Origin of the sequence: Bradyrhizobium guangdongense (assembly GCF_004114975.1) — a bacterium.
GTDB classification, from domain to species: domain Bacteria; phylum Pseudomonadota; class Alphaproteobacteria; order Rhizobiales; family Xanthobacteraceae; genus Bradyrhizobium; species Bradyrhizobium guangdongense.
This window is the reverse complement of record NZ_CP030051.1, coordinates 947,290-967,806: the sequence shown is the minus strand read 5'-3', so window position 1 is coordinate 967,806 and position 20,517 is coordinate 947,290. Positions and strand designations below refer to the sequence as shown.

General features: G+C 65.3%; 18 protein-coding genes and 1 tRNA gene. 12 read left to right on the top strand and 7 right to left on the bottom strand.

Features of this window, described 5'->3' with window-relative positions:
* Positions 1-22 precede the first annotated feature (22 nt).
* Both X265_RS04605 and X265_RS04600 read right to left on the bottom strand, forming a co-directional pair.
* The gene (locus tag X265_RS04605) at positions 23-484 is read right to left on the bottom strand and encodes a hypothetical protein (protein ID WP_128963828.1); all 462 of its coding nucleotides are present in this window, start codon (positions 482-484) and stop codon (positions 23-25) included.
* A 10-nt stretch (positions 485-494) separates the two neighbouring features.
* On the bottom strand, positions 495-713 hold the full coding sequence (locus X265_RS04600; RefSeq protein ID WP_128963827.1) for a hypothetical protein: 219 nt from the start codon (positions 711-713) through the stop codon (positions 495-497).
* A 144-nt stretch (positions 714-857) separates the two neighbouring features.
* Between X265_RS04600 and X265_RS04595 the strand changes: the two genes are divergently transcribed.
* Together X265_RS04595 and X265_RS04590 are read left to right on the top strand one after the other, a co-directional pair.
* Positions 858-1,940 (top strand): AraC family transcriptional regulator, encoded by a 1,083-nt coding sequence (locus X265_RS04595; protein ID WP_128963826.1) that lies wholly within the window; start codon positions 858-860, stop codon positions 1,938-1,940.
* A 130-nt stretch (positions 1,941-2,070) separates the two neighbouring features.
* Positions 2,071-2,946, top strand: a complete 876-nt coding sequence (locus tag X265_RS04590) for a sterol desaturase family protein (protein ID WP_128963825.1) — start codon at positions 2,071-2,073, stop codon at positions 2,944-2,946.
* A 33-nt stretch (positions 2,947-2,979) separates the two neighbouring features.
* Here the strand turns inward: X265_RS04590 and X265_RS04585 are convergent, their stop codons facing one another.
* Positions 2,980-4,299, bottom strand: coding sequence for an aminotransferase class V-fold PLP-dependent enzyme (locus tag X265_RS04585; RefSeq protein WP_164938422.1), 1,320 nt, complete (start codon positions 4,297-4,299; stop codon positions 2,980-2,982).
* Positions 4,300-4,475: 176 nt separating this feature from the next.
* Between X265_RS04585 and X265_RS04580 the strand changes: the two genes are divergently transcribed.
* Both X265_RS04580 and X265_RS41205 read left to right on the top strand, forming a co-directional pair.
* Positions 4,476-4,763 (top strand): type II toxin-antitoxin system ParD family antitoxin, encoded by a 288-nt coding sequence (locus tag X265_RS04580; protein ID WP_128963823.1) that lies wholly within the window; start codon positions 4,476-4,478, stop codon positions 4,761-4,763.
* Positions 4,764-4,849: 86 nt separating this feature from the next.
* Entirely contained in the window at positions 4,850-5,119 is a 270-nt protein-coding gene (locus X265_RS41205; RefSeq protein WP_347339913.1) for a type II toxin-antitoxin system RelE/ParE family toxin, read from the top strand.
* Positions 5,120-5,143: 24 nt separating this feature from the next.
* Here the strand turns inward: X265_RS41205 and X265_RS04570 are convergent, their stop codons facing one another.
* The gene (locus tag X265_RS04570; protein ID WP_128963822.1) at positions 5,144-5,740 is read right to left on the bottom strand and encodes a TetR/AcrR family transcriptional regulator; all 597 of its coding nucleotides are present in this window, start codon (positions 5,738-5,740) and stop codon (positions 5,144-5,146) included.
* Between the two features lie 100 nt (positions 5,741-5,840).
* On the opposite strand from X265_RS04570, the gene X265_RS04565 reads away from it, so the two are divergent.
* The 5 genes from X265_RS04565 (at position 5,841) to X265_RS04545 (ending at position 16,182) form a co-directional block, all read left to right on the top strand.
* Entirely contained in the window at positions 5,841-7,151 is a 1,311-nt protein-coding gene (locus X265_RS04565; RefSeq protein ID WP_128963821.1) for an MFS transporter, read from the top strand.
* A 205-nt stretch (positions 7,152-7,356) separates the two neighbouring features.
* Positions 7,357-8,454, top strand: a complete 1,098-nt coding sequence (locus X265_RS04560) for a glycoside hydrolase family 3 N-terminal domain-containing protein (protein ID WP_128963820.1) — start codon at positions 7,357-7,359, stop codon at positions 8,452-8,454.
* Between the two features lie 218 nt (positions 8,455-8,672).
* Positions 8,673-9,890 (top strand): efflux RND transporter periplasmic adaptor subunit, encoded by a 1,218-nt coding sequence (locus X265_RS04555; RefSeq protein ID WP_194417917.1) that lies wholly within the window; start codon positions 8,673-8,675, stop codon positions 9,888-9,890.
* Positions 9,891-9,898: 8 nt separating this feature from the next.
* Positions 9,899-13,078 carry an efflux RND transporter permease subunit gene (locus tag X265_RS04550; RefSeq protein ID WP_128963818.1) on the top strand — a complete coding sequence of 1,060 codons (3,180 nt, stop codon included), beginning with the start codon at positions 9,899-9,901 and terminating at the stop codon, positions 13,076-13,078.
* A complete protein-coding gene (locus X265_RS04545) occupies positions 13,075-16,182 on the top strand; it encodes an efflux RND transporter permease subunit (protein ID WP_128963817.1) in 3,108 nt (1,035 codons plus the stop codon). The genes X265_RS04550 and X265_RS04545 overlap by 4 nt, the downstream gene beginning before the upstream one ends.
* A 6-nt stretch (positions 16,183-16,188) precedes the next feature.
* On the opposite strand, the gene X265_RS04540 is transcribed toward X265_RS04545, so the two are convergent.
* A complete protein-coding gene (locus X265_RS04540; protein WP_128963816.1) occupies positions 16,189-17,055 on the bottom strand; it encodes a copper chaperone PCu(A)C in 867 nt (288 codons plus the stop codon).
* Positions 17,056-17,383: 328 nt separating this feature from the next.
* Here X265_RS04540 and X265_RS04535 point away from each other — a divergent pair, with 328 nt between their 5' ends.
* Positions 17,384-17,623: a hypothetical protein gene (locus X265_RS04535; protein ID WP_128963815.1), complete on the top strand. Its 240-nt coding sequence runs from the start codon at positions 17,384-17,386 to the stop codon at positions 17,621-17,623.
* 116 nt (positions 17,624-17,739) lie between these two features.
* On the opposite strand, the gene X265_RS04530 is transcribed toward X265_RS04535, so the two are convergent.
* Positions 17,740-17,816, bottom strand: a tRNA-Arg gene (locus X265_RS04530).
* 262 nt (positions 17,817-18,078) lie between these two features.
* Positions 18,079-19,590 (bottom strand): ATP-binding protein, encoded by a 1,512-nt coding sequence (locus X265_RS04525; protein ID WP_128963814.1) that lies wholly within the window; start codon positions 19,588-19,590, stop codon positions 18,079-18,081.
* Positions 19,591-19,963: 373 nt separating this feature from the next.
* Here X265_RS04525 and rpmH point away from each other — a divergent pair, with 373 nt between their 5' ends.
* Together rpmH and rnpA are read left to right on the top strand one after the other, a co-directional pair.
* Positions 19,964-20,098, top strand: a complete 135-nt coding sequence (gene rpmH, locus X265_RS04520; RefSeq protein ID WP_008542748.1) for a 50S ribosomal protein L34 — start codon at positions 19,964-19,966, stop codon at positions 20,096-20,098.
* A gap of 28 nt (positions 20,099-20,126) precedes the next feature.
* The gene (gene rnpA / locus X265_RS04515) at positions 20,127-20,507 is read left to right on the top strand and encodes a ribonuclease P protein component (RefSeq protein ID WP_128963813.1); all 381 of its coding nucleotides are present in this window, start codon (positions 20,127-20,129) and stop codon (positions 20,505-20,507) included.
* Positions 20,508-20,517 lie beyond the last annotated feature (10 nt).

Here is a 20,517-nt window from a genome sequence, read left to right as displayed (position 1 = left end):
GCTCTTTTGCTGGCGCGCCGGTTCAGCCGCCGCTCAGGCTCTGGCTGATGCGCGTGACGATCGCGTCCCATCGCCGCTTCTCGGCCGCGGGATAATTGATCAGCACGCAGTGGACGTAGCGGCTGGTGAAGTTGCAGCGGTCGTACCAGATCTTATCGTGCCTGATGCTGGACACGACGAAGAAGTTTTGCGCAATCCGCTTGTAGACGATGCCCGCAGGCGGCTGCTTGGCGGCCAGGAACGCGGCCGGCGAAATCCCCTGCTCGCGAGCAACGGCCTGCACCGTGAGATCGGCAGCGCCGTCGGGCGTGCGGAATTTCCGGCCGTAGCCGTCCGGCTCGCCGGCCTGTTCCGTGAAGATCGAAATCGGAATGTCGACCGATGTCCCGGATTGAGGAATGCGGTAGGCGGTCCAGGACTCGGCCCGGGCAAGAACCGGCGAGGCGACCAGGAGTGCAAGTGTGACGGCGGCTATCGTCTTCATGTCGACCTCATCAATTGCGCGGCGCCAGTTGCAGCTCCAGCAAGGCGATCCTCTGCAAATTCGCTACATCGCGCTCGCCGGCACTCGCGGTGCGCAGGATGGATTCGGCGAGCGCGGTGACATGCGAGGAATGCACCGGCTCCGGCAAGGTCGCGACCGCAGCGTCAAGGGCGCTGGTCATCAGCTCGATCACCTCGGGGGAAAATGCGGCGTTGGAAAAGTTCTTCATCTCATGGCCGGCCGCTGCTGCGCGCCGCAGGTCCAACGCCGGGAAAAAATGGAAGTTCCTGTACGGCGTCATGCATCCTGTTGACAGGACTGCTCCTGATGCAATTCTCCGTCGAAGCCGATCACTGCCGGACCCCTGAATTGCATGTCGACCCTGGAAGCTGCACTGCGTGGAGGAGCTGTCGTCATCCTTCTTCTCCGCGCGGCCGTCGCCGCTCGCAATGCGCGGCGCGACCCCGTGAGCCGTTATGCCGCGCTGCTGAACGCGAGTATCGCAGCCTTTATCGTCGAGTCCGCACCGGGCTTCGGTGCGCTTGATCTGCGCCTGCGCATTCCGGTTGCAATGGTCAGCGCGGGATTGCCGGCCGCGTTCTGGATCGCCATGGGCGCGATGTTCACCGACGGGTTTCGGCCGCGCTGGTCCCATGCGCTCGGCTGGCTGGCGCTGGTGGCGCTCGCCGTGATGGACCAGTTCAAGCACCCGATGTCCGTCGACGTGGCACGCACCGGCCTGTCGGTGATCTTCCTGCTGTTCGGCGCCTGGCATGCATGGTCGGGGCGCGGAATCGACCTGGTTGAAGGGCGGCGGAGGCTTCGCGTCTGGTACGCTGCCGTCACGGTGCTTTATGCGCTGGTCTCGATCGCGGCGGACTGGCTCTGGCCCGGCGGCCTTTCGGCGAGTTCGGTCAGCCTCGCCAATGCAGCCGCCCTGACGGCGCTGATCTTTCTGTTCGCCGTACAGGGCTCGATCATGACGGCGGAGACGCAGCTGGCGCCCGCCGCCGTACAATCCAGGCCGTCGGCGCCTGCATTCGATTCCCAGGCCGCGCCGGCTGCCGGACCCGATTCGGCGCAACTGTTGGCGCTTCAGCACCTGCTCGAGCACGACAAGGTCTTTCGCGAGCCGGACTTGAGCATCGCGTCCCTGTCGCAAAAGCTCGACATTCCCGAGTACCGGCTGCGACACCTGATCAACCGTCAGCTCGGGCATCGCAATTTCAGCGCCTTCGTCAACGGCTACCGGCTGGCCGACGCCGAGGCCGCGCTGAGCGATCCCGCGCAGGCCGGCGTCCCGATCCTGACCATCGCCCTCGATGCGGGCTTCGGCTCGATCGGCCCGTTCAATCGCGCCTTCAAGGCCCAGACCGGACTGACGCCATCCGAGTATCGGCGGGCGCGGCTTGCCGGCGCGGCAGGAGCCGCCGGGCCGAGTTTGGCCGAGACCTGACCGATTTCTGAATCCGGGCGGCCGTTTGCGGGAATCGGCCAATCCGCCTGCAGGAATCGGCGCGCCGCGACATCTTCGCCATGCCAGCTTTGCTCCGGGCAGGCCACGCGCCTGCAATGCGGAGATTGCCATGACGCTGCTGTTCCAGGTGCTCAAGTTCGCCCTTCCCACCCTGATCGTGATCGCGACGCTGGAAGGGCTGGTTCTGGCGCTGGTGATGCGACGCGCCTACGACTGGCGCGCCTATCTGGCTTCGCTGGCCGACGCGCTCGGCCGGGAGTATGTCGTCTACGCGATTGTGCCGCTCAGCCTGGCGCAGCCGCTGGTCGAACTGGCCTGGAAGCATCGGCTGTTCACCCTGCCGCTGAATGGTCCCTTGGCCGTGGCCGTGCTCGTGATTGCCCAGGATTTCAGCTATTACTGGTTCCATCGCTGCAGCCACCGCGTGCGCTGGTTCTGGGCGACACATGCGATTCACCATTCCTCGAACGACTTCAATCTCGCCGCCGCCTACCGCTTCGGCTGGACCGGGCGGCTGACCGGCGCTGCGATCTTCTTCGTGCCGATGATCTGGCTGGGCTTCGCCCCGGGCCCGGTGTTCACCGCCGCCTCCGTCAATTTGCTCTACCAGTTCTGGCTGCACGCGGAGTGGATTCCGAAGCTGGGCTGGCTGGAATATGTGCTCAACACGCCCTCGCATCATCGCGTGCACCACGCCTGCAACGCAGAATATCTCGACCGCAATTACGGCGGCATCTTCATCCTGTTCGACCGCATGTTCGGCACCTTCGTTGCGGAGCGCGACGATCTGCCGTGCCGCTACGGGCTCGTCACGCCGCTGCGCTCCAACAATCCGATTGTCATTGCGTCTCACGAATGGGCGGCGCTGCTGCGCGATCTCTGGCGTTCGCAGTCCTGGCGTGACCGGCTCGCCTGCCTGATCGGTCCGCCCCGCGGCGAGGCATCGCCCCTCGCGGCACCGGTGGCGCACGATGGGAGCCGATGACGCAGCGGGCGATCTGGACCGGCCGCACGCGGCCTATCCGGTCTTCGTCCCGGTCACGACGGCCAGCGCCTCGACGAGGCGGTCGAGATCGGCTTCGTCGGTGAACAGCGCCGGCGTCACGCGGATGCACTGGCCCTTGGCGACGCCGGCGCGGCGCACCGTCATGATCTTGTGGTTGTCCCGCAGCTTCGCCACGATCGCCTCGTTGTCGGCCTTGCCGGTCCTGCCGGCGAGACGAAACGACGTGATCGCACCGTAGGAGCCCACCTCATCCGGGGTCAGGATTTCGATATCCCTGAAGCCGCGGGCGCGGCTCACCCAATAGTCGCGCAAATAGCGCAGGCGGGCCTGCTTGGCCGCGGCGCCGATCTGCTGATGCAGCGCGACAGCCGCCGGCACCGACAGCACCGTGGCGAAATTGACGGTGCCGGTGTGAACGCGCGAGCGGATGTCGGTCTCTGCAAAGTCCTCGTCGCCCATGGCGCGGTCGATGGCGGCGAGGCGGTCCTTCCGGATGTAGAGGAAGCCCACACCGAGCGGCGCGCCGATCCATTTGTGCAGATTGAACCCGACGAAATCGGATTCGAGATCGTTGACGTGGAAATCGATCTGGCCCCAGGAATGCGCGGCATCGACGATGGTATCGATACCTCTCGCCTTTGCCATACGGGCGATCTCGGCGACGGGCATGACGAAGCCGGTGCGATGGCTGACATGGGTCAGCAGGAGCAGCCGCGCTTTCGGGTTCGCCTCGATGGCGCGGGCATAAGCGTCGAGGACCGCTTGACGCGTGGCCGGCTCCGGAATGTCGAATTTGACGACGTCGACGCCACGGCGCGCCTTCAGCGAATTCATCGCATATTGCATCGAATCATAGTCGAGGTCGGCGTAGAGCACGGCATCGCCGGGCTTGAGCCTGTTGTAGCCGCCGATCAGGAGCTGCAGCGCTTCGGTCGCCCCTCGCGTCAGCGCGATCTCCTCAGGCGCGGCACCGACCGCCTCCGCGACCTTGGCGCGCACCGCCTCGAAATCCGCGCCGACGCGCTGCCGCGCGTAATAGGCGTTTTGAAAGTTGATCATGTCGGACTGGCGGATGAACTCGCGCCTCACCGGTTCGGCCATGATGCCCCAATAGCCGTTCTCGAAATTGACGATATCAGGCGTCACGGCATAGAGCCGCTTGACGTCAGCCCAATAGGCCTTGTCCATGGCGATGTCGGCCGCCGATCCGGCCGGCGCCGGCGACAGGGCTTCGGCCGCCATCGCGGGCGACGCCAGCGGGGCCATCGCCGCGGCCGCGAGGCCTTTCAGGATCGACCGGCGGTTGGACGAAATCGTGTCAGTGAGAGTCATGTCAGCCTCTATGCATGCGCAGCGAAAGGAGCCGCAATCAATAGAGCGCGAATGACGGGGCAGTGACAATTCGATGATGCGCGGGCCCCAGCCATTCGCCCTATGGCCCGTAACGCGGTTGAAGTGACAACGCTTGCGGCATACTATGCCATAGGGGTTGGGACAGCGAGGCCACGATGCCGACGAGAAACGTTGTGCTGACGAAACGTCAACAGGAACTCATTGAAGCGCTCGTCGAGTCCGGCCGCTACCAGAACGCCAGCGAGGTGCTGCGGGAAGGACTGCGACTGGTGGAGCAACGCGAGGCCGAGGATGCCGGCAAGCTCAAGGCGTTGCGTGCCGCGGCTCGACTCGGCATCGGGTCATTGGAGCGAGGCGAATTCAAGGAATTCAGGACGATCGAGGACCTGCAATCCTATCTGACTGATCTCTCGGAGAAGGTCATCTCCGGAACAGTCGAATAAAATCGTGGCTCCGCACCCATGGCGCATGCGCCTTGGCGCCGCCGCCGAAGTCGATTTTGCCAACATTCTGAAATGGACCACCGAGAATTTCGGGCCGCGGCAAGCGCCGCATCTATCGAGATACGCTCGTTCAAGCGATTGGCGCACTCGCCGAGGGCCCGGAGGTCGCAGGGTCCAAATCCCGTGACGAGATCGCGCCGGGCCTTCGCACGCTCCACATTGCACGGCGCGGTCGACGCGGAAGCCACTTCCTCATGTACCGTGTCGGGCCCGAGAGCATGATCGAGGTCGTGCGCATCCTCCATGACAGAATGGATCTTCAGCGCCACATCCCGACCGACGACGGCAGCGCGTGACCTGCCGACGGCGATGGTGCGCCCTCACCCCGCCTTCACGCTCGCATCGATCAATAGCTTCGCGGCTGCGAGGGCCGACTGTGCGGGGCCGCCTTCGGACTGCTGGCCGGTGACGTAGATGCCTTCGATCAGCAGCAGCAGCGCATCGCCAAGCACATCAGGCTGACGCGCGCCCATCTGCGCGGCAAGCTCGCGCAGGCGCTTGCGGAAGACTTTCTTGTGGGCTTCGGCGACCTGGCGGGCGGGATTGTCCCGCGCCGGATATTCCACGGCGGCGTTGCTGAGGCCGCAGCCGCGATAACCCTTGGCGACAGCGCGTGGGGCGAGCTGGCCGATATAGGCGAGCACATGGTCGCGTGCGTTGCTGTAGGACTTGCCGCCGGGCCGCTCGAAATTCTCCCAGAAGTTCAGGTCGTAGTCGCGCAAATAGGCGGCGGCGAGATCGTCCTTGGAGGCGAAGGCGCGATACAGGCTGGGTTTCGTCACCCCGGCCCGATCCACCACCTCGTCGACGCCGACGGCGCGGATGCCCTCGCGATAGAACAGCTCGCTGGCGGAGGCTCTGATCCGGTCGGCGGCCCGGAGCGGGGCGCTTTCGGCTTTCTCGGCTGTTTTCGGCATTCGGCTTCGTCTGGTCTCAGGCATGGCTTGGCTTCGGGCTTGACAATGTTACTGACCGGTACGTATTAGTACCGCACCCCAATACGTACCGGTAAGTAACATGCCCGAACCCTCCTTTCAACACGCCTCCGCTCAATCCTCCGCCGTCGCCCGCCGGCCGTTCGGCCCAAACTACGCCTTCGTGGTCGTTGCCGTGATTTTCCTGGCGCTGCTCGCCTCCGCGGGCCTGCGCGCCACGCCGGGCGTGCTGATGCTGCCGCTGCAGAAGGCCTTTGGCTGGGATGTCAGCGTGATCTCGTCGTCGGCCGCCATCGGCATCTTTCTCTACGGCCTCGCCGGTCCGTTCGCCGCGGCGGTGATGCAGCGCTTCGGCATCCGCCGCACCGTGCTCGGCGCCTTGACGCTGATGTCGATCTCGACGGCTGCGAGCTATTTCATGACGGCGCCGTGGCAATTGTTCCTGACCTGGGGACTGCTCTCCGGCATCGGCTCGGGCGCGGTCGCCAACGTGCTCGGCGCCACCATCGTCAATCGCTGGTTCACCACCAATCGCGGCCTCGTCATGGGGCTTTTGACGGCCAGCACCGCCACCGGCACGCTGATCTTCATGCCGGGCCTTGCATCGCTGGTCGAATGGGGCGGCTGGAAGCCCGTGGTGCTGACGGTCGCCGCATGCTGCGCGGCGCTGATTCCGCTGGTGTATGTCCTGGTGCCGGAGCGCCCCTCAGCGATCGGCCTGCGCTCCTATGGCAGCCCGCATGACGATCACCCGGCCGCGCCCGCGTTAGGAAATCCGTTCGTCGCGGCGATCAGCAACTTGTTGCGCGCGACCAGGACGCCGACCTTCTGGTTCCTGTTCGCGACCTTCTTCATCTGCGGCTTCACCACCAACGGCCTCGTCGGCACCCATCTGATCGCGTTCTGCGGCGACCACGGCATCTTCGAGGTGCAGGCCGCGAGCCTGCTCGCGCTGATGGGATTCTTCGACCTGTTCGGCACCACACTCTCGGGCTGGCTCACCGACCGCTTCGATCCGCGCAAGCTCTTGTTCTTCTATTACGGCCTGCGCGGACTGTCGCTGATCTACCTGCCCTATTCGGATTTCTCCTTCGTCAGCCTGTCGGTGTTCGCCGTGTTCTACGGCCTCGACTGGATCGCGACCGTGCCGCCGACCGTGCGCATCGCCAACGAAGCGTTCGGCGACAAGAACGCGCCGCTGATCTTCGGCTGGGTGGTCGCCGGCCATCAGCTGGGCGCGGCCTGCGCGGCGTTCTTCGCCGGCTTCATGCGTTCGTCGCAGGGCGATTATCTGCAGGCCTTCATGATCGCCGGCGCGACCGGCATCGTCGCGGCAGTGCTGTCGCTGATGATCGGCCGTCGTCCGGTGCAGCCTGCGCTGGCTGCGGCGTAGATAACGACTCGCCGGCAAGGCACTCACCTCCGACCTTGCCGGCGCGGCTGCCTGTGCCGTTATTCGAAGGTTGATTCCGTTAAGAAATTTGGAATATCGTCGTAACGATGCGAGGCCGTTGGAAGGCCCGCACGGGAGCTTAAGAGTTCGCGTTGCGTCCAGCTCCATCCCAATCAACTCAAACGATCCATGACGGCCCCGGCGGATGAGCGATTCCCTTCTTGCAACGGTCGGCGACCATTTTTTCCTTGGCCTGCGGCCGACCAGCGTTCTTGACGATCGCGACCGCGCGATGCTGCGGGATCTCAAGCCGGCTGGCGTCATCCTCTACAAGAGCAATTTCCGCCACGACCTGCCCTATCGGGACTGGCTGTCTGTTCACCGCGACCTGATCGCCGCGATCCGCGATGCTTCCCAGCGCGACAAGCAGTTCATCGCCATCGACCACGAGGGCGGCCGCGTGTGTCGCACGCCGCCGCCGATCACGCGCTTTTCCTATGCGGCGCGCTGGGCTTCGACCGCCGAGCAGGTCGGCGACGCCATGGGCGTCGAGCTCGCTTCGCTCGGCTGCAACCTGAACTTCGCACCTGATCTCGACATTCACTCCAATCCCGCCAACCCCGTGATCGGCGAGCGCGCCTTCGGCCGCACGGCCGACGAGGTCATCAAGTCGATGCTGCCGTTCACGAAGGCGATGGAACGCCGCGGCGTGCGCGCCTGCGGCAAGCATTTCCCGGGGCACGGCGACACGCAGGTGGATTCGCACCATGAACTCCCGGTGCTCGATCTCGATCTCGACCAGATCAAGGCACGCGAGCTGAAGCCTTTCGCAGCGGCCATCGAGGGCGGCATCGAGATGATGATGACGTCGCACATCTTGTACCGCAAGCTCGATCCCAACGACCCGGTCACGCTGTCGCGCGCGATCACGCAAGGACTGTTGCGCGAGGCCATGAATTTCCGCGGCGTGATCGTGTCCGACGACGTCGGCATGCGTGCGATGGCCGGCCGGCTGGATGCGCCTGACGCCGGTGCGCGCTTCATGGCGGCGGGCAACGACATGCTGATGATCTGCTCGCATCTGACCGACACCGAACGCGCCCGCTTCCTGGCGCAATCGATCCTCGACGGCGTCGATTCAGGCAAGCTCGATCCGGCGGTGCTGAAGGCCTCAGCTAAGCGCGTTCAAGCGATGCTGGATGGCACCCCCCAAAACGAGGTTTCGGAGCTGCCGGCCGAGGTGCTCGCACGCCATCGCGGCGCCGGCACCCAGTTCGACGCGGCCACCGTCGAAGTCGTCTAGGGGTTATTCCCGCCGGCCTCCGGCAAACCATCAGCCAAGCCGCCCTTCACGCGCGCGAGCGCCGTTGATCTCGATATGCTACGCGTGCTAGTGTTACGACTGATAGCGGGTATGCGCCTGCCGGGATCAACGTCCGGTTGCCTCTTTATGCCGCGTGGTTTTCAATCCCGGGACGACTGTCTCTGAAATGGTGCCCGGCCGAGGTGATGGGTTTGAACGTGAAACGCGCAGCAAAACTCCTCATCGGCGCGCTGGTCGTGGTGCCGGCAGGCTATGGGGCCTATCATGGTCGGGACCTCAAGCTGCCGTTCGCGCTGCCCTTCATGCGGACGGCGGAGGCCGAGCAAAGCCCTGCCGCACCTCCGCCACGGCCCCCGGTCGCGGTCAAGGTCGCCGCCGCGAAGGCGGAGGACGTCCCGATCTATTTGACCGGAATCGGCACGATCCAGGCTTCCAACACCGTCAACGTGCAGAGCCGGGTCGACGGCGAGATCGTCCAGATCCTTTTCCAGGAGGGGCAGGACGTCAAACAAGGCGACATCATCGCGGTGATCGATCCGCGCCCGTTCCAAGCCCAGCTCGATCAGCAGATCGCTGTCAGGCAGAAGGACCAGGCGCTGCTGGACGGCGCCCAGATCGACAGGGAGCGTTACGACGCGCTGATCAAGACCGCCGCGATCTCGCGCCAGACCGTGGACCAGCAGCACGCGCTGGTCGAGCAGTACAAGGCGCAGGTCCGCAACGACGAGGCCCAGATCGAATATGCGCGCACGCAGCTCGGCTTCACCAATATCCGTGCGCCGATCAGCGGACGGCTCGGCATCCGCCAGGTCGACCAGGGCAATTACGTGCGCGCAGTGTCGCCGACGACCATCGTCACCGTCACGCAACTGCAGCCGATCTCGGTGATCTTCACCCTTGCCGCCGCCGCCGTCGGCCAGACCCGGCTCAGCCTCGGCCAGACCGAAGCGCCGGTGGTTGCGCTCACCGCCGACAACACCACCGAGCTCGACAGGGGCACGATCACGCTGGTCGATAACCAGGTCGACCAGGCCAGCGGCACCATCAAGCTGAAGGCGAGCTTTCCCAACAAGGCCCTGAAACTCTGGCCCGGCAATTTCGCCAACGGGCGGATCACCGTGGAGACGCGCAAGAACGCGGTGACCGCGCCGGCGGTTGCCGTGCGGCACGGACCGCGCGGCGATTTCGTCTGGGTCGCGAAGGCGGACGACACCGCGGCCTTCCGTCCCGTCACCGTCGGACAGATCTTCGACGGACGCGCGATGATTGAGCGCGGCCTCGCCAAGGAAGAGCGCGTCGTGACCGACGGTACCTACCGGCTCGAGAACGGGGTTCACATTACGATCGAGGGTGCGATGCCGACGGCGAAGGCGCAGCCCGCCACTCAGCCGCGTTCCGAGCCGCGGGTTGACTGAGGCCCGCTATGTCCGCGCCTTTCATTCTTCGGCCGATCGCGACGACGCTGATGATCGTCGCGGTCGTGCTGCTGGGCATGCTCGGCTATCGTGAGCTCCCGATTGCGCCGCTGCCGAATGTCGACTTTCCCACCATCCAGGTGGTGACGCGCTATCCCGGCGCCTCGGCCAATGTCGTCGCGACCTCGATCACCGCGCCGCTGGAGCATTATTTCGGCACGATCTCCGGACTGACCGACATGAGCTCGACCAGCTCCTACGGCTACAGCCAGATCACGCTGCAATTCGACCTGTCGCGCAAGATCGACGCGGCTGCGCAGGACGTACAGGCGCGGATCAATGCGGCGGCCGGCTGGATCCCGGTCGAGCAGCTGCCGAACCCGCCGACCTATCGCATGGTCAATCCGGCCGATACGCCGGTGCTGATCCTGGCGCTGACGTCAAGGACGATGGCGCTGCACGAGGCCAATGATCACGCCGCGACCATTCTGGTGCCGAAGCTGTCGCAGATCTCTGGTGTCGGCGCCGTCAGCATCGAGGGCGGACAAACGCGCGCCGTGCGCCTGCAGATGAACCCGACCCGGCTGGCCGGGCTCGGCCTGTCGCTCGACGACGTCCGGCGCGGCATCGCCGCCACCACGGCGGACAATCCCAAGGGCTCGCTCGACGGTCCGAGGCAGGCGTTTCACGTCGACACCAACGACCAGCTGTTCACCGCGGAGGCGTACCAGGATGCGGTGATCGCCTATCGCAACGGTGCGCCCGTCTTGCTGCGCGACGTCGGCAGCGCCATCGACGGCGTCGAGGACGCCGAGCAGGCGGCATGGTTCCAGGGCGAGCGCGCCGTGCTGCTGGACATCCAGCGCCAGCCCGGCGCCAACACGATCGAGGTCGTGGACGCCATCAAGGGCATCTTGCCGAAGCTGCAGGATTCCTTGCCCGCGGCGCTGAAGATCTCGGTCGTCAGCGACCGCACCACGACGATCCGGGCCGCGATCCACGACGTGCAGTTCACGCTGGTGCTGACGGTCGCGCTGGTCGTGCTCGTCATCTTCATCTTCCTGCGCAAGCTGTGGGCGACCGTGATTCCGAGCGTCACGCTCCCGGTCTCGCTGATCGCAACTTTCGGCGTCATGGCGCTGTGCGGCTTCAGCCTCGACAATCTCTCCCTGATGGCGCTGACGATCGCCTCGGGCTTCGTCGTCGACGACGCCATCGTGATGATCGAGAACATCGCGCGCTATGTCGAGGACGGCGAGGATCCGCTTCAAGCGGCCTTGAAGGGCGCGCGGCAGATCGGTTTCACCATCGTTTCGCTGACGGTGTCGCTGATCGCCGTGTTCATACCGCTGCTGCTGATGGGTGGCGTGGTCGGCCGGCTGTTCCGGGAATTCGCGATCACGCTGTCCTTTGCCGTCGTGATCTCGGGCCTCGTCTCGCTGACGCTGACGCCGATGATGTGCGCCCAGCTGCTGCAACGCGAGGACGCGGACGCGCAGCACGGCTTTCTGTTCCGCCTCAGCGAGCGCGGCTTCGGTGCCTGCGCCGGCTTCTATCTGTGGGGGCTCGACTGGGTGCTGAAGCACCGCAACCTCACGCTGGTCTTCACCGTGCTGACGCTGGTTGCGACCGGGATGCTCTACGTCGCGATCCCCAAGGGATTCCTGCCCTTGCAGGACACGGGCCTCTTGATCGGCACCACGGACGCGGCCCAGGACACCTCCTTCGCGGCGATGGCCGAACGGCAGCAGCAGCTCGCGGCTGTTATCGCCGAGGACCCTGATGTCGTCACCGTCGGCAGCTTCGTCGGCATCGGCTCGGTCAACACGACGCTGAACAGCGGCCGGCTCTATATAGAAATCGGCAGTCCCGACGCGCGGAAGTCGTCGGCCGCTACAGTCATGGCGCGGCTGCAGCATGCCGTCGAGGGCGTTCGCGGCATCACGCTGCATCTGCAGCCGGCGCAGGATCTGCAGATCGAATCGCGCGCCGCGCGCACGCAATACCAATATGCGCTGCAGGATCTGGACGAGGACGAGCTTCGCCTCTGGAGCCGCCGCCTGGTCGAGGGCCTGCGCAAGCGGCGCGAGCTCGCCGACGTCGCCGACGACCGCCAGGACGAAGGCCTGCAGATGTCCGTCACCATCGACCGCCAGCTCGCATCGAGCTACGGCGTCAGCCTGAACACGATCGACCAGACGCTGTACGACGCATTCGGACAGCGCCAGATCGCGACCGTGTTCGGTCCGCTCAGTCAGTATCACGTCATCATCGAAGTCGATCCGGCGCTGCGCAACGACCCTGATATCCTCGGCAAGATCTACCTCACTGCCGCCGCGGCCCAGGCCAGCACCATCGATCAGCAGACCGGCGGCTTCAGCGGCGCGTTCAGCAAGGCCTCCGCGCCGGTGCCATTGTCGGCTTTCGCGCGGATCGAGCGGCAGCAGGCGCCGCTGCTGATCTCGCATCAGGGCCTGTTTCCGGCGACGACGATCTCGTTCAACCTCGCCGACGGTGTGTCGCTGAGCCAAGCGACCGACGCCTTGCGCCAGACCGAGCGCGAGATCGGGCTGCCGGATGCGGTCACCACCAAGCTGATCGGCACCGCCGCCGAGTTCGCCAATTCGCTCAGCGACGAGAAGTGGCTGCTGCTCGCCGCGATCGTGACGGTCTACCTGATCCTCGGCATGCTCTACGAGAGCTACATCCACCCGATCACGATCCTGTCGACATTGCCGTCGGCCGGGATCGGCGCGCTGCTGGCGCTGATGCTGCACCGGCAGGACCTCAACCTGATCTCGCTGATCGGCATCATCCTCCTGATCGGCATCGTCAAGAAGAACGCCATCATGATGGTCGATTTCGCGCTCGCCGCCGAACGCGAGGACGGCGCCTCCTCGTTCGACGCGATCAGGCAGGCCTGCATCCTCCGCTTCCGCCCGATCATGATGACGACGATGGCGGCGCTGTTCGGCGCCCTGCCGCTCGCGATCGGCTCGGGCACCGGCTCCGAGCTGCGCCAGCCGCTCGGCATCGCCATCGTCGGCGGATTGATCGTCTCGCAGGTGCTGACGCTCTACACCACGCCGGTGGTCTATCTGGCCTTCGCTTCGCTGCGCAGCCGGTTCGGACGGCGATCCGCATCCGAAGCGACAGCCTTGCCGCAGGCCGAGCGGCCGGCGCCGTGAGCATCACCGCGCAATTCGTGCTGCGGCCGGTGGCGACGACGCTGCTGATGATCGGCGTGTTCCTGCTCGGCTGCGTCGCCTATTTCCGCCTGCCGATCGCCTCGGTCCCGGCGGTGGAGCGGCCCACCATCGGGATCTACGCGCCCTTCCCCGGTGCGAGCCCGGCCACGGTCGCGAACGCGCTGGCGCAGCCGCTCGAGACCACGCTCGCGCTGATCCCTGGCGTGACCGAGATCGCCTCGTTCAGCGCGATGGGCGGCACCAGCATCACGGTGCAGTTCGAGCTCTCGGTCGATCTCGATGCCGCCGCCGGCGCGGTGCAGGCCGCCATCAACTCGGCGGGACCGAACCTGCCCAAGGGTCCGTGGCCGCCGGTCTATTGGAAGGCGAATCCGGCCGGCGCCGCCGTCGTGGCGCTCGCGCTCACCAGCGACGTGTTCACTTCGGGCGAGGTGTATAGTCTTGCCGACGGGGTGATCTCGCCGAAACTGTCGCAGCTGCCGGGCGTCGCGCGGATCAACGTGACGGGTGCGGAGCGAAGCGCGGTGCGCATCCAGGTGTCGCCGGCCCGGCTTGCCGCGATGAACCTGTCGCTGGAGGCGGCACGCGTCGCCGTGATCAGCGCATCGCAGAACCTGCCGAAGGGCGCGGTTTCGGTCGACGGCCAGCGTCTCACCATCGAAGCCAACGACCAGCTGCTCCAGGCCTCCGAATACCGCGACATCGTGCTGGCCTGGCGCAACGGCGCCCCTGTCAGGCTCGGCGACGTCGCATCGGTGACCGACAGCGTCATCAACAACCGCCTTGCCGGCTGGTACGGCACCGAGCGCGGCGTCGTGCTGTTCGTCTACAAGCAGTCGGACGCCAACATCGTCGAGACCGTCGATGCCATCAAGGCGCAGCTGCCGGAGATCCAGCGCTGGCTGCCGCCGGGCATCAAGCTGCATACGATCTACGACCGCACCACGCTGATCCGGGCCGCCGTGAACGACGTCAAGCTCACGCTCGTGGTCGCATCGGTGCTGGTCGTGCTCGTCATCGCGCTGTTCCTCGGGCGGTTCTGGGCGACCGTAATCCCGAGCGTCACGATTCCGGTCTCGCTGGCCGCGACCCTGTTCGTGATGAGCCTGTGCGGATTCAGCCTCGACAATCTCTCGCTGATGGCGCTGACCATCGCCGCCGGCTTCGTCGTGGACGACGCCATCGTCATGATCGAGAACATCATCCGCCGCATGTCCGAGGGCGAGCCGGCACTCCAGGCCGCCATCAACGGTAGCAGGCAGATGGCCTTCACGGTCATCGCGATCACGGTCGCCCTGATTGCGGCGCTGATCCCGATCCTGTTCATGCCCGATATCGTGGGGCGCTATTTCCGGGAATTCGGCGTGACGCTGGTGGTCGCCATCGTGTCCTCGGCGGCGATCTCGCTGACGCTGACGCCGATGATGTGCGGACATCTGCTCGATCGCGGCCGGCAACGGCTGCACAATCCGGATGCGGATCCCGCACGCCGCACGTTCTACGCAAGCAGTCTCGACTGGACGCTGCGCCATCGTTTCCTCACCGCCCTCGCGATCGCCGCGCTGACGGGCGCCAGCGTCTGGGTCTATCTGCAGCTGCCCAAGGGTTTCATGCCGACCCAGGACACCGGCGTGATGTTCGTGCGAACCGTTGCGCCCTCGAACATCTCGTTCCTGTCCATGGAGGACCGGCAGCGCGCGGTCGGCGAGGCGATCCTCGAAGACCCCGCGATCTCGGGCTTGACGTCCTACATCGGGGAGGGCAACGGCAACGCACTCAGCGTCGGGCAGATGCTGGTGGCGCTCAAGCCGCCCGAGGTTCGCAAACTGCCGATCGAGAAGGTTATCGCGCGGTTGCGCGAACGCATGAACCGGATCGACGGCGTCCGAGTGTTCTTCGTGCCGCTGCAGGATCTCAATCTCGGCGTCCAATCCAGCGGCTCGCGCTTTCAATATACGCTCTGGGGCATCGACGAGGAGCAGGTGCTGCGCGCCGCGGAGAACATGATCCGCCGCGTCCGCGGCATTCCCCAGATCATCGACATCATCCCGAGCTGGGAGACCGGCGGTCTGCAGGCCGGCCTCACCATCGACCGCCTGCGCGCCGCGATGCTCGGCGTGACGCCTGTGGCGGTCGACAACACGCTCAACGACGCCTTCGGCCAGCGCCAGGTCAATCTCCTGTATTTTCCGACCAACTATTCACGCGTGATCTTCGAGGTCGAGCCGCAGGCCGCGACCGGTCCCGAGTCCATGGGCCAGATCTACGTGCCGAGCGCCAGCGGCAAGGCGGTGCCGCTGACGGCCCTGACCCGGCCACAGCGCGCGCACGCCGCGATGTGGGTCCGTCACAGCGCGCAGTTTCCGGCCGCGACGATCTTTTTCGACATCAAGCCGGGCACGTCGATCGCCGATGCCATCGCCTCGATCCGCAAGGAGGAACTTGCCGCCAAGCTGCCCGACGATATCAAGGCGGAATTCCGCGGCGAGGCCAAGGAAGCCGACAAGTCGATCGCCAAACAGGCGGCGCTGTTCGCAGCAGCGCTGATCGCGATCTACATCGCGCTCGGCATGCTCTACGAGAGCTACGTCCACCCCTTGACCATTCTCTCGACCTTGCCGCCGACCGCGTTCGGCGCGCTGGTCGCGCTGTGGGCGACGCGCACCCAGTTCACGCTGGTGACCACGATCGCCTGCATCCTCCTGGTCGGAATGGTGATGAAGAACGCCATCATGATGGTGGACTATGCGCTCGATGCGGAGCGGAATCGCGGCCTCAGCGCGCGCGAGGCCATCCTGCTGGCGGCGCGCTTGCGGGCCCGACCCATCACCATGACCATGCTGGCTGCCTTCCTGAGCGCCGTCCCGATCGCCTTCGGCACCGGCCCGGGCTTCGAGATCCGCCAGCCGCTCGGCATCACCATCATGGGCGGCCTCGTCGTCGCCCAGCTGTTCACGCTGTATTCGACGCCGGCGATGTATCTGATCCTGGACAGGCTGAGGCGGCGGAAGAAAGGACGTGTGCGTCAGGCGCTCGCAGCCGGCGGTTCTCCGATCTCGCCTGTTCCCGATCTCAACGGCTAGACGGGATCATTCGATCAGGATCGGTGCGGCGATGTCGATGCGGTCGTCCTTCTTCATGTCGATGCCGAGCGCCAGCGACCATTTCCCGCTTGCCGCGGTCGTCATGCTGACGCGCCATTTGTCGGCCGCGATCCGCGTCGCGGATGCGGTCACCGGCGCAATGGCCTTGTCAGGGTTGGCCAGCGTCACCGACAGCGCATCGACGCTCAGCGGCCGCTCGTCGCCGTCGTAGAGCTGAACCAGAACTTCGACGGGTCCGGTGCGGCCGGGCGTGACGGTGACATCGGCCATCACGCGCGTGCCGCAGATGTGGGTGAAGAACGGTTCGTCCGCCTCAGGAGAAGCGCTCGTCTTCTGCGGCGTCGGAGGCAGCGTCGGGGCTGAGGTTTCCGTCGAGGCGATCTGAAGCCTGGGCCCCTTGGCGCCGACGCTGCCGACGTCGAATGTCGTCTCGATCGCCCCTGAACGCTGGAAGTTCAACGTAACAGGGATGCGCTGCCCCTCCTCGAACGGCGCAGCCAGAGAGATGAACATGATGTGGCTGCCGCCCGGCGCAAGCGTGACAACCTCGCCCGGGGGAATCATCAAGCCCTGCTCGAGCTGACGCATCGTCATGATGCCGTCCTGCAGCGTCATCTGATGGATCTCGACCGTCGCTGCAGCCGGGCTGGAAGCGGACAGAAGGCGGTCCGGCGCGGTGCCGTGGTTCTCGATGGTGAGATAGCCGCTCGCGACCTTCGCACCCTTCGGCGTGGCACGGCTCCAGGCCTGGCTGACGACGATGTCGGCATGATCGGCGAGACCAGGCGCGGACCCGACGAACGCCAGAACGGCCGCAAGGACCAGCGCGAAGCTTCCGAATTTCTCGAACATGACGATCTCCGTCTCGGCGGAACGAGAGCCGCAGCCGCTGCAGCCGGCACGATGCATCTGCATCGGCGCCATGGCAGCTGGGCCTGGACACACCGTAGGCCGTGACGGGCGACAGCTCTTTGTCTGGACACAAACTACGGCGCCATTCGCCCCCGAGCTTGATCTCCGACAAAGATTCCGCCGCCTGCGCTGGTATTGTTGGCGATACGAGACAAGCGGTGAGCCTTACCCATTCGTTAATCATCCCGTATTTCTTCTGGGACGTTCACCGAATTGCACCCGGCTACTCAGGAATGAAGCTTGTGAATCCAACGGGCAGGAGCGAGCGATGATCGGGGCGATCGAGCTATTGCGGAAGAAGGCCGACGAATGCGAACGCCGCGCCAAGCGCGCCATCGATAAATCAGACCAAGCCGAGTTGATGGACATGTGCGCCGAGCTTCACTGGCTCTCCGGCGAGGCCGCGCGGCTCCAGAGTCGGATCACGCTCCTCGAAGCTTCCGAACCGTTCGTGACCGATTGCCGGGTCACGCAGACGTCCGCCCCCCTCGAAGCGCGAACTCCCTGAGGAGGGAAGCTTGGGATCGTCTGACGCTGCATCCGAATGTGAGGAGCGAAGACCTTCTTGAAGCGGCCGTCGCTGGCAGGCAAAGCAAGGACGGAACAATCCCGTAACCCTGGAAATGGCGCGCCCGGAACGATTCGAACGTCCGACCCTCAGATTCGTAGTCTGATGCTCTATCCAGCTGAGCTACGGGCGCGTTTTTCGCATGGAGTGCGGACCTAAGCCCGCAGGCAGCCTCCGGACAGCGCCGGAGGGGTGCGAAAGAGCGCTCTGACTAACCGCTCTTGCCGGCGTTGGCAAGGTCCGGAATGAGGAGATTTTGGCGTATTCTCACACACCCGACCGTCATTCCGGGCGCGACGAAGTCGCGAGCCCGGAATCCATAACCACCAGCTGGGGTTATGGATTCCGGCCCTGCGGACCGTCCCGAAACGACGAGAGACTGTCGGCCCCGCCTATTACGCCCGGGCCCGCTCGTTGCGGATCGAAAGCAGTTCCACGGGGCGGTCGGGGATGACGATCCGGAAGGTGGCGCCGATGGTGCCTTCGACCAGGTGAATGTCGCCGCCATGGGCACGGACCAGTTCGGCGGCGATGGCGAGGCCAAGCCCGCTGCCGCCGGGGCGGCCGGAGGTCTGAAACGCCTCGAACAGATGCTCCCGGGTCTTCTGCGGCACGCCGGGACCGGTATCGGAGACCTCCAGGATGGCGACCGCACCCTCGCGCTTGCCGGTGATGCGGATCTGCTGCGGCCCCCCGTCCCCGGAGGCGTGACTCTCCAGCGCCTGGGCGGCGTTGCGGACGAGGTTGAGCAGCACGCGAAACAGCTGGTCCGGATCGGCATCGACGGCGAGCCCACGCTCGATCGCTGCGACCCAGGCGATCGAGGCGTCGCTGGCAAGGCCGGCGGTCTCGCGCACTTCCTGCACGACCGGCTCGATCAGCATCATGCGGCGGTCGGGCGCGGCCTCCTGCGCGCGGCCGTAGGAGAGCGTCGATTGGCAGAACGCGATGGCGCGCTCGAGCGAGCGCACCAGCTTTGGCGCAAAGCGCTGCACCCGCGGATCCGGCACGCTGGCGAGCTGGTCGGACAAGAGCTGCGCCGAGGCGAGCAGATTGCGCAGATCGTGATTGATCTTGGAGACCGCGAGGCCAAGCGCGGCCAGTCGGCTCTTCTGATGCAGCATCGACATCAGGTCGCGCTGCATGTCCGACAATTCGCGCTCGGCAACGCCGATCTCGTCGCTGCGCTGGCTCGGCACGATGATCCGAGCGGAACTCTCGGGGTTTTCATGGAAGCCGACCAGGCTCGCTGTCAGCCGCCGCATCGGCCGCACGAACAGGTAATGGAGCGCGAGATAGACCAGACCGGCGGTCAAAATGCCGATGATGAGCGCAACCACCACGAGGTTGCGGGAGAAGCGATACATCGACTGCCGCAGCGGCAGATCGTCGGTCACGATCTCGATGAACTGGGCATTGCCGACGCCGGGGCCGACGATGCGGATCGGCTGGTTGCCGGTCTCCAGCATCATCTGGAACGATCCGGTGATCGCCTCCCATACCGTCATGTCGCGCAGGTCGATGTCGTGCTCGATCGTCGCAGGCAGATTGTCGCTGGCGAGCAGGCGGCGCTGCTGGCCCATTTTGATCGCGACCGCGCGCGCATTGATGCTCTTCAGGATCTCGCGCGACAGCGAATCGGGGACCATGCCGAGCGGTGCGGCATCGAGCACCAGCGCCGCGGTGTTGGCCGCGGCGACGCGGTCGTTGAGCCGGTTGACCCAGAAGTTCGCGATCGCGGGCACATAGAGCAGGACGGCCGCAATCATCACCAGGGGCACGGTCAGCAGCAGCAATTTTCCGGATAGGCCAAGCCCACCCGAACCGCGCGACCGCACCATCGGCTGATCCGTTGGCCGATCCGGATCCAGCTGTTGGGTCAGCTGCTGGAGGTCTGTCGTTGCCACGAAATTCGCCCCTGCTGGCCTTCTGATAGAGTTCGGCTGACGGAGGATGCGACCCGACCCTAGGGGTGGTCAAATTACGGATCGCTAATCTGCCGAGGTGGGATGTAGGTGCTGATATCGCTATCCGCCACCTCAGGGGTAAAAACCCCCAGGAAACAGGCAAGGAAACAGCGATATTCACCGGAACTGCGCGGACCTGCGGCGTTGACGAAAACAAGACGCTCCCTTATAAGCCGCGCAAATTGTCCGCGATGACCCGGTGCGATACCGGGAGCGGCTCTTCTGGGGCCGGAAACGGCCCGTTTTGGGTCGCATCTTCCGGACTTTACCTTCAATTCTACAGGCAAATTGCCCGGTCAGCGGAGAAAAACCCGTGAAGCGGACTTATCAACCCAGCAAACTGGTGCGCAAGCGCCGTCACGGTTTCCGTGCCCGTCTCGCCACTGCCGGCGGTCGCAAGGTCCTCGCCGCCCGCCGCGCCCGCGGCCGCAAGCGTCTGAGCGCCTGAGCCGGACCCCCTTTTCCGGGATTTCATCATGGAACGGCTGAGGCAGCGAGCGGATTTCCTCGCCGTTGCCAATGGCGCGCGGGCGAATAGTCCTGCGTTCGTCCTGCAAAGCCGTCGTCGCGACGATGTTGGTCCTGTCAGGATCGGCTTCACCGTTACCAAAAAGAACGGCAACGCCCCCGAGCGCAATCGCATCCGGCGCCGACTTCGCGAATTGGTGAAGCGGCTCGATCCGGTGTCGATGCAACCCCATCATGATTACGTGCTGGTTGGTCGCAGGGACGCGCTGTCGCGCGACTTCGCCACCATGATCGACGATCTGCGCATAGCGTTCACGAAGCCCGCGCGGCATACGCACAAGGGACGCGGCCAGAGCCGTACCCCGGCGACCAGCCGCAAACCGGATTGATGACGAGACC

Excerpts from the sequence above, each read along its gene's own strand:
- X265_RS04570 (WP_128963822.1), bottom strand. The coding sequence starts at position 5,740 with ATGCCGAAAACAGCCGAGAAAGCCGAAAGCGCCCCGCTCCGGGCCGCC.
- X265_RS04595 (WP_128963826.1), top strand. The coding sequence starts at position 858 with ATGTCGACCCTGGAAGCTGCACTGCGTGGAGGAGCTGTCGTCATCCTT.
- X265_RS04550 (WP_128963818.1), top strand. The coding sequence starts at position 9,899 with ATGTCCGCGCCTTTCATTCTTCGGCCGATCGCGACGACGCTGATGATC.
- X265_RS04600 (WP_128963827.1), bottom strand. The coding sequence starts at position 713 with ATGAAGAACTTTTCCAACGCCGCATTTTCCCCCGAGGTGATCGAGCTG.
- X265_RS04580 (WP_128963823.1), top strand. The coding sequence starts at position 4,476 with ATGCCGACGAGAAACGTTGTGCTGACGAAACGTCAACAGGAACTCATT.
- X265_RS04585 (WP_164938422.1), bottom strand. The coding sequence starts at position 4,299 with ATGACTCTCACTGACACGATTTCGTCCAACCGCCGGTCGATCCTGAAA.
- X265_RS04540 (WP_128963816.1), bottom strand. The coding sequence starts at position 17,055 with ATGTTCGAGAAATTCGGAAGCTTCGCGCTGGTCCTTGCGGCCGTTCTG.
- X265_RS04560 (WP_128963820.1), top strand. The coding sequence starts at position 7,357 with ATGAGCGATTCCCTTCTTGCAACGGTCGGCGACCATTTTTTCCTTGGC.
- X265_RS04565 (WP_128963821.1), top strand. The coding sequence starts at position 5,841 with ATGCCCGAACCCTCCTTTCAACACGCCTCCGCTCAATCCTCCGCCGTC.
- X265_RS04605 (WP_128963828.1), bottom strand. The coding sequence starts at position 484 with ATGAAGACGATAGCCGCCGTCACACTTGCACTCCTGGTCGCCTCGCCG.
- X265_RS04590 (WP_128963825.1), top strand. The coding sequence starts at position 2,071 with ATGACGCTGCTGTTCCAGGTGCTCAAGTTCGCCCTTCCCACCCTGATC.
- X265_RS04535 (WP_128963815.1), top strand. The coding sequence starts at position 17,384 with ATGATCGGGGCGATCGAGCTATTGCGGAAGAAGGCCGACGAATGCGAA.
- rnpA (WP_128963813.1), top strand. The coding sequence starts at position 20,127 with ATGGAACGGCTGAGGCAGCGAGCGGATTTCCTCGCCGTTGCCAATGGC.